Genomic DNA, 6,386 nt, shown 5'->3' with positions numbered 1-6,386 from the left:
GCGCGCCTGCCCGCTTTCCACCCGGTTCAGCGCATCCGCCGCCAGTCCCGCATCCAGCGCCGCCACGGCCTGGTCCGCCGACCCCGCCGCGACCATCAGCCGCGCGCGGGTCGTCAGCACTTCCGCGGCGTCGATGGGGTTGCGGGCCAGCCGCGTCACCTCGACGTCCTCGTCCAGGACGTGCACGGTTGCGTGCAGGTAGCCGTCTTCCGCGGCCGCGTTGGCCAGCCCCCACACGGCGCTGTGAAGCCAGCGGGAGCCCCGGTACGGACGCAGGGACATCAGCGCCGCGTGGAACGAGGCGTAAGCGGCCGCGCCGTTCTCCAGGTGATGCTCCGCCGTTCCCGCGTAGGCCTGGACCGCGCCCAGATGCTCGCGCTCTCCCGCGCGGCGGAAGTGCCGGGCGGCCCCGCCATACTCGTCCCGTGCTTCGCGGTACCGTGCCTGGCGCAGCAGGCTCGTCGCGAGGAGCCAGCGCCCCCGTCCGGCGAGCGCGGGGTGGCGCAGCGAGTCGGCCCGTGCCACCCCACGCCGGAGGATCGGCTCGCCTCGCCGCGGGTCCCGGTATCCCTCGGCCGCGCCGTAGAAAACGGTGGCCCACTGGTGCAGCGGCGACCCCGGCTGCGAGGCGGCGAGGACACGCGCGAATCCCTCTCCGGCCGCGTCGTGCCGCGACGCCAGGTACGCCGCGCGTGCGGCCGCGTACTCCCGGTGCGCCCCGGCCTGCCGGCGGAGCAGTCGTGGGTTCCGGGATGCCTTGCGGATCACGTGGACCTGGTCCATGAGCGTCGCGTCCCTTCCGTTCACCGCCAGCCCGACTCCAAGCCGCCAGGCGAGTTCGAGCCGTTCCCGTGCACGGGCGGAATCTCCCTCCATCACGGCGGCTCCCCACTCGCCGAGTACGCGGTCCCAGCCCAGCAGCTGCGCCTCCTGCGGATGCTCCACGGCAAAGTGCGCGACGGCGGAGGTGTCCCGCGGCGAAGCGGGAGGTAGCGGTGCGGGCCGGGGCGCGAGCACCCCCAGGCGGGCCCGCGCCTCGCCGGCCCACGCCGATACCGAGTCGAGCGCCAGGTACCCCTTCCACGCGGCCGCCGCACGCGCGTCCAGCCCCGTGCGGTCCAGCGCGAGCGCCAGATTGAAACGCGCCGCCGCGCTCGCGGAGTCCAGCCTCACGGCTTCGGTGGCGGCTTCGAGGGCGTCCATGAGGTCGCGGGTTCTCTGCAGGCGTTCCGCGCGCAGCAGGTACGCGGCAGCCAGGTCGGTCAGCAGCGGCGCGCGGGCGCTCAGCCGTGACGCCTGTTGCAGGGATGAGATGGACCGGCTCAGGGATTTTCCCCCGCTGTCGCTGAAGGCGATGTCCACCAGCGCGAGGACGTGCAGTGCCTCCGCCGCGGACGCGCCGCCCACACCCGCCCTCGCGCGCCGGGCGAGCCCGTTCAGCCGCCGGCCGGACGCGCGACCGCTCGTCCAGCCCTTGCACTCCCCCCCGGTGAAGGATTTGATGGCGGGGAACCTCGGAAAGCACGACGGCTCCGGGGCCGCGAGCGACAGCCGCGCGGGACGGAAGGACCCCGGGTCCAGCAGCCGTGCGGCTTCCGCCATCAGCCCGCTTTCCGGCGGCGTACCCTGCGCGTGGCGGCCCAGGGCCAACGACACGATGAAGACCAGGGCGAGCGGCACGGCCCGCCGCGCCCACGGCCGCGTGCGAAGCGGAGCGGTGACGAGGCCGGGAGCTGCGGGGCCGCGGCTGTTCATGCGGAGAAAGCGTGGCAGGGCGGGCGCTGGCCACCGATGAGGCGTGGAGATCGGCGGTGATGCGGAAGTGTGTAGCAGGTGTGTCGCTGAATCGTGGGGAGGGATGTGCCGCAGCGCAACCCCCGGTTCGAAAAGGATGCCCGGTTCCACGATGGCGCGCGCGCCGCGCACGTGCTCCGCTTCACCGCGGGGAGATCGGCGGCCGGGCCGTTGTTCCGGTCTGGATCGAGCTTCCCCTCGACCGGAGCATGGCGCGGCTGCGCCGGTCCGGACGCCGGGCTCGTCCGGAAATCTCGCTTTGGCACAGCGAGCATCCGGAGCATATGTTCAGGGAACATTTGCTCACTCCGAGCATCATCTCCGCCCGATGGATCCCATGCTCGCCCGCATCCTGGCGCTGTTTCTCGCCGCCGCGGCCTCGCCGGCCGCTGCGCAGCACCCCACCCCCGCCATTCCCGACACGGCACGCGTGTACGAGCTGGCCGAGGTGCACATTCGGCCGTCGGCGCTCAACGGCGACGAGCTCCTCGCCGCGCTCGATGCCACGTATCCGCCGCACCTGCGGGCCGCCGGAACGGCGGGAACGGTCCACGTACGGCTGGTGATCGGCGCCGACGGCGTGCCCCGCGACGTAACGGTGCTCAGCGCCACCGATACCGCGTTCAGCGCCCCGACCGTCGCCGCGCTGGGGCTGCTCCGGTTCAGCCCCGCGCACCTCGGCGACAGGCCGGTGGCCGTTCGCGCCGCGTTTCCGGTGAACTGGAGCGTCGCCCCCGATTCGCCGCCGCCTGCTCCAGCCGCCGCGGCTGCCCCGGCGGATCGCGAGCCCCTCGCCGAGACGCAGCCCGAGCTGCGCAACGGTGACCGGATCGCGCGGCGGATGCGTGAGCTGTATCCCCGTGGCGCGCCGCGGCAGGGCGAAGTCCTGGTGCGGCTGCAAATAACCCAGGAGGGGACCGTCACCGGGACGACGGTGGTCCGCGCCTCCGACCCGGTGTTCGCGGAGCCGTCCCTGCAGCTGGCGTCCGAAATGCGGTTCTATCCCGCGCAGGTGGAGGGACGGGGCGCGGTCGCCGTGTGGGTCGTCATCCCCATCACCTGGTCGCGGTGAACGCGTCCTCCGCGGATCCACCGAGCGGCCACGCGGGCCCGGGCTTCAGAGGGCGGCGGCGGCGCGCTCGATCTGGGCCAGGTGCCGGCGCACGTGGGCGGCGTGGAAGCGGAATCCATCACCCGCGTTGAAGCGCAGCGGCACCCACTTGGTGAGCGGCGGGGCGAACCGCAGCTTGTTCCAGTCGCGGTCCGCCGCGTCGACGAGCACGGACGCGAACCGCGCGTCGAACGCCAGATAGTTCTCGAGCACGTCCGGACGCGGCGTCTGCGGACGGAGCGCCCTGGGTGCGGCGAGCGGCTTCGGGCGCTCGACGGTGCGGAGGAAGAACGCTCCCAGGCGCGTCGGCCGCCACGGGCGGGAGGGCGCCGCGGGATCGCGCGGCGCCGCCTGCACCAGCGCGGCCACCGGTGCCAGGAACAGCTCGTTCGCCACCAGCAGGTGCTCCAGCACCTCGCCGACGCTCCACGAGCCTTCCGCCGGGCGCCGCTCCAGCTGCCGCGCGTCCAACGGGCGGCACAGGGTGGCGATCCGCTCGTGGTTGGCGGCCATGTCGGCGGTCAGCCGCTCGTGAAGCTCTCCCTGCGTCGCGAACATGGGCGGGGGATCGTCAGGCGAGGGTTGCGTCGGTTTCGGTGGATTCATCTTCCGCCGCGGCGTGCGGCACGCCGGCGATCACGAGCGCATCGCCCAGCAGCACGCGTCCCGCCTCGGGCGCGGGCAGCTCCTGCACGTCGCGCAGCTTCCGTTGGATGGCGCGGGTTCGCACGCCGGCATCGTGCATGGTGTTGCTGGCCTCCTGCAGCTTCTTCTGCACCTTCTCCAGCACGCCGCCGAACTTTCCGAACTCCGTCTTCACGGCGCCGAGCACGCCCCACACCTCGCCCGAGCGCTTCTGGATGGCCAGCGTGCGGAACCCCATCTGCAGGCTGTTCAGCACGGCCCAGAGCGTGGTGGGGCCGGCCACCACCACGCGCCACTCGCGCTGGATGGCGTCCGTCAGTCCCGGGCGCCGCACCACCTCGGCGTACAGCCCCTCGGTGGGAAGGAACATGATCCCGAAGTCGGTGGTGCGCGGCGGGTTCAGGTACTTGATGCAGATGTCCCGCGCGCAGCCCCGGATGCGGTCCTCCAGCGCGCGCGAGGCGGCATCCATCCCTCCCGGGTCGCCAGCCTCCTGCGCGTCCACGAGCCGCTGGTAGTCTTCCAGCGGGAACTTGGCGTCGATGGGAAGCAGCACCTCGCCGTGCTCCTGGCCGGGGAGGCGGATGGCGAACTCCACGCGGTGGCCGGTGAACTCGTTGGTCGCGGCGTTCGCCACGTACTGCTCGGGGGTGAGCACCTGCTCCAGGAGGCCGGCGAGCTGCACCTCGCCCCAGTTGCCGCGCACCTTGACGTTCGAGAGCACCTTCTTCAGGTCGCCGACGCCGCTGGCCAGCGTCTGCATCTCGCCCAGCCCCCTGTGCACCTGCTCCAGCCGGTCGCTCACCAGGCGAAAGCTCTCGCCGAGGCGCTGCTCCAGCACCCCCTGGAGCTTTTCGTCCACCGTCTGGCGCACCTGCTCCAGCTTGGCGGCGTTGTCCGCGCGGATCTGGTCCAGCTTCGCCTCCACGGACACGCGCAGCCTTTCCATCTGCTCGCCGGTGGATGCCGTCAGCGTGGTCATGATGGCCGTCACCTCGCCTCGCAGCCGGGCCGACTCGCTCCCGGCCTCCTCCCGCGACCGGCCGATCTCGTCCCGCAGCGCGCGCTCGGTCCGTTCCTGGCCACGGTCCACCCCGTCCAGCCGCGACGCGATCTGCATCACGGCGTCGCCACCACCCGTGCGCCGCAGCAGCACGACGAGGAGCACTACGCACGCGATCAGGAGCGCGATGACCACGAGCAGTATTTCGGACATCATCGCGGAGCGGCGTTGGAGAGTTGCACTGAGACAACGGTCGGACGACGCGCAAATCGCCGCCGGGCACTGCCTGCGCATTCTCGGATCTTGCTTTCCCGAACATACGACGGTGAAGCAGGAAAGCCAACGTGCCCCGGTCATTGCTTCTCATTCGGGGAACGCAGCGCTGGCAGAAAAATGTGCTGGATGGGCCGACGCGGACCGACCAGTATGAGCGGATGGAGCCGCTCGGGCTGGATGTCAGGCGGAGACGATTGCATTATCTGACGCGAGTGGTAATTTCGATTCTTGTTCGACCTCAACGCCGTAATCCGCCCCGCGCGTGCTCCCCCCCTCCTTAACCGCTTTACGATGCGACCCCTACTGTTGCTGTTCGCGCTTGGCGCGCTCTCGACGGCGGTTCCCGACAGGCTTCCTGCCCAGGCAAACGGATGCCGAGGGGTAAACACCCAGATCTTCCCTACGGTTGGAGTTCGCCTTGAATCCGCACGTTGTGAGTGGCGTCCTAGCAATTTTGGCGGGGGCGACGGGGAGTTCGCCGGTAACGGCCCCAAGATGTTGTTGCGGGCGTGGGTAGAAGCTTCACAGGACGGCCGTTTCCTCTTCGCCAGGATCCATGTGGACGCCCGCGAAACGCGCGGGAACCGCACGCAAGTGGTGGGGACGAGCCCGATGTCCCGAGAATACGTACTGTACGAAGCCAAGCCCGGTTTCCGGATTGCCGAGTTCGTGCCGAGACGGGAAGAATTCTGGATCTTCGGCGACTCGGGACCGGCGCCCGATACGCTGTCGCCTCCTGATCTGGCCGCAGGCAGGGGAAGATGGGCGGGTATACGCGGCACTGTGGCGCGAGACCAGACGATGTGTCGACCCGACCAGCTGCGTTCCATGCCAGACCTGGCCAACCCTCCTTGCAGGGCCACGGTACACCAGATCGTAAAGCGGTGGATTGCCGTCGGGGACACCCGAGGCGTGGACGTTGGCAGGACTGGCGTGGACGTAACTTTCTATCCGGTCATCGTCCGCGTGAAGCGGACACGCTGACACCCGCTGCCCCCAGCTGATTATGCCTTCAATTGCATTGACCCTGCACGAGCAGGTGAACCGTGTGTACCGTCGTGTAGCGGACCGCATACTCTCCTACCTACGCGTGCGATTGCCCCACCTCATTCCCAGCGAGGTTGCTGAGAAGCGAGTCGCGCGGCTCGGAGGTGCCCTTTCGGCCGGGGACGATACCAGCCGCGGTATCCTTCATAGAGTTCGCGCTCAGGAAACAGAATATGCCTGGGCCGAGGTCGTGGGCAGAATTTCGGGATGCTTGATCGGCATGTACACGCTTGTACCAGCGGCGGTGCTCGTGCTGTTTACCGCACCGATCCTCGCTGACTTGGTGCTGAAGAGCACCTATGCTGTAGCTCGCGAGTTATGGCTGAACAAGCTGACCGGCAACCTTAGCGCCATCACTGCTTCAGCCGCTGTACTGTGCGCAGTCGTGCTGGTTGTAAGTTTCCGTAACCCGGTGCGCCGGCCGGCGGCCGTACTTCGGTGGCCCGCCAGGATGGCTTACCTCGTCGCAGGCGGAACGGTGGTCCTGTACCTGGTGCGCGAGGCAGTGGA

Annotated in this window: 4 protein-coding genes and 1 pseudogene; 2 read left to right on the top strand and 3 right to left on the bottom strand. The window is 69.9% G+C overall.

Going from position 1 to position 6,386, the window contains the following annotated elements:
* Positions 1–1,755: pseudogene (locus tag VIB55_RS16490) on the bottom strand (hypothetical protein); the annotation flags it as partial.
* A gap of 367 nt (positions 1,756–2,122) precedes the next feature.
* On the opposite strand from VIB55_RS16490, the gene VIB55_RS16485 reads away from it, so the two are divergent.
* Positions 2,123–2,866: a TonB family protein gene (locus tag VIB55_RS16485; protein WP_331877761.1), complete on the top strand. Its 744-nt coding sequence runs from the start codon at positions 2,123–2,125 to the stop codon at positions 2,864–2,866.
* 45 nt (positions 2,867–2,911) lie between these two features.
* On the opposite strand, the gene VIB55_RS16480 is transcribed toward VIB55_RS16485, so the two are convergent.
* Positions 2,912–3,463, bottom strand: a complete 552-nt coding sequence (locus VIB55_RS16480; RefSeq protein WP_331877760.1) for a DinB family protein — start codon at positions 3,461–3,463, stop codon at positions 2,912–2,914.
* 13 nt (positions 3,464–3,476) lie between these two features.
* Positions 3,477–4,766 (bottom strand): DNA recombination protein RmuC, encoded by a 1,290-nt coding sequence (locus tag VIB55_RS16475; RefSeq protein ID WP_349263043.1) that lies wholly within the window; start codon positions 4,764–4,766, stop codon positions 3,477–3,479.
* Positions 4,767–6,087: 1,321 nt separating this feature from the next.
* Between VIB55_RS16475 and VIB55_RS16470 the strand changes: the two genes are divergently transcribed.
* The coding region (locus tag VIB55_RS16470) for a hypothetical protein (protein ID WP_331877758.1) at positions 6,088–6,386 on the top strand (299 nt) is incomplete at its 3' end.

Source organism: Longimicrobium sp. (assembly GCF_036554565.1).
In the GTDB taxonomy this organism is placed as follows: Bacteria; Gemmatimonadota; Gemmatimonadetes; order Longimicrobiales; family Longimicrobiaceae; genus Longimicrobium.
Note: the sequence above shows the minus strand (reverse complement) of the source record. Positions and strands in the feature narration are given on the sequence as shown.

Bases quoted from the DNA above. Each gene is read 5' to 3' on its own strand.
- VIB55_RS16480 (WP_331877760.1), bottom strand. From the start codon at position 3,463: ATGTTCGCGACGCAGGGAGAGCTTCACGAGCGGCTGACCGCCGACATG.
- VIB55_RS16485 (WP_331877761.1), top strand. From the start codon at position 2,123: ATGGATCCCATGCTCGCCCGCATCCTGGCGCTGTTTCTCGCCGCCGCG.
- VIB55_RS16475 (WP_349263043.1), bottom strand. From the start codon at position 4,766: ATGTCCGAAATACTGCTCGTGGTCATCGCGCTCCTGATCGCGTGCGTA.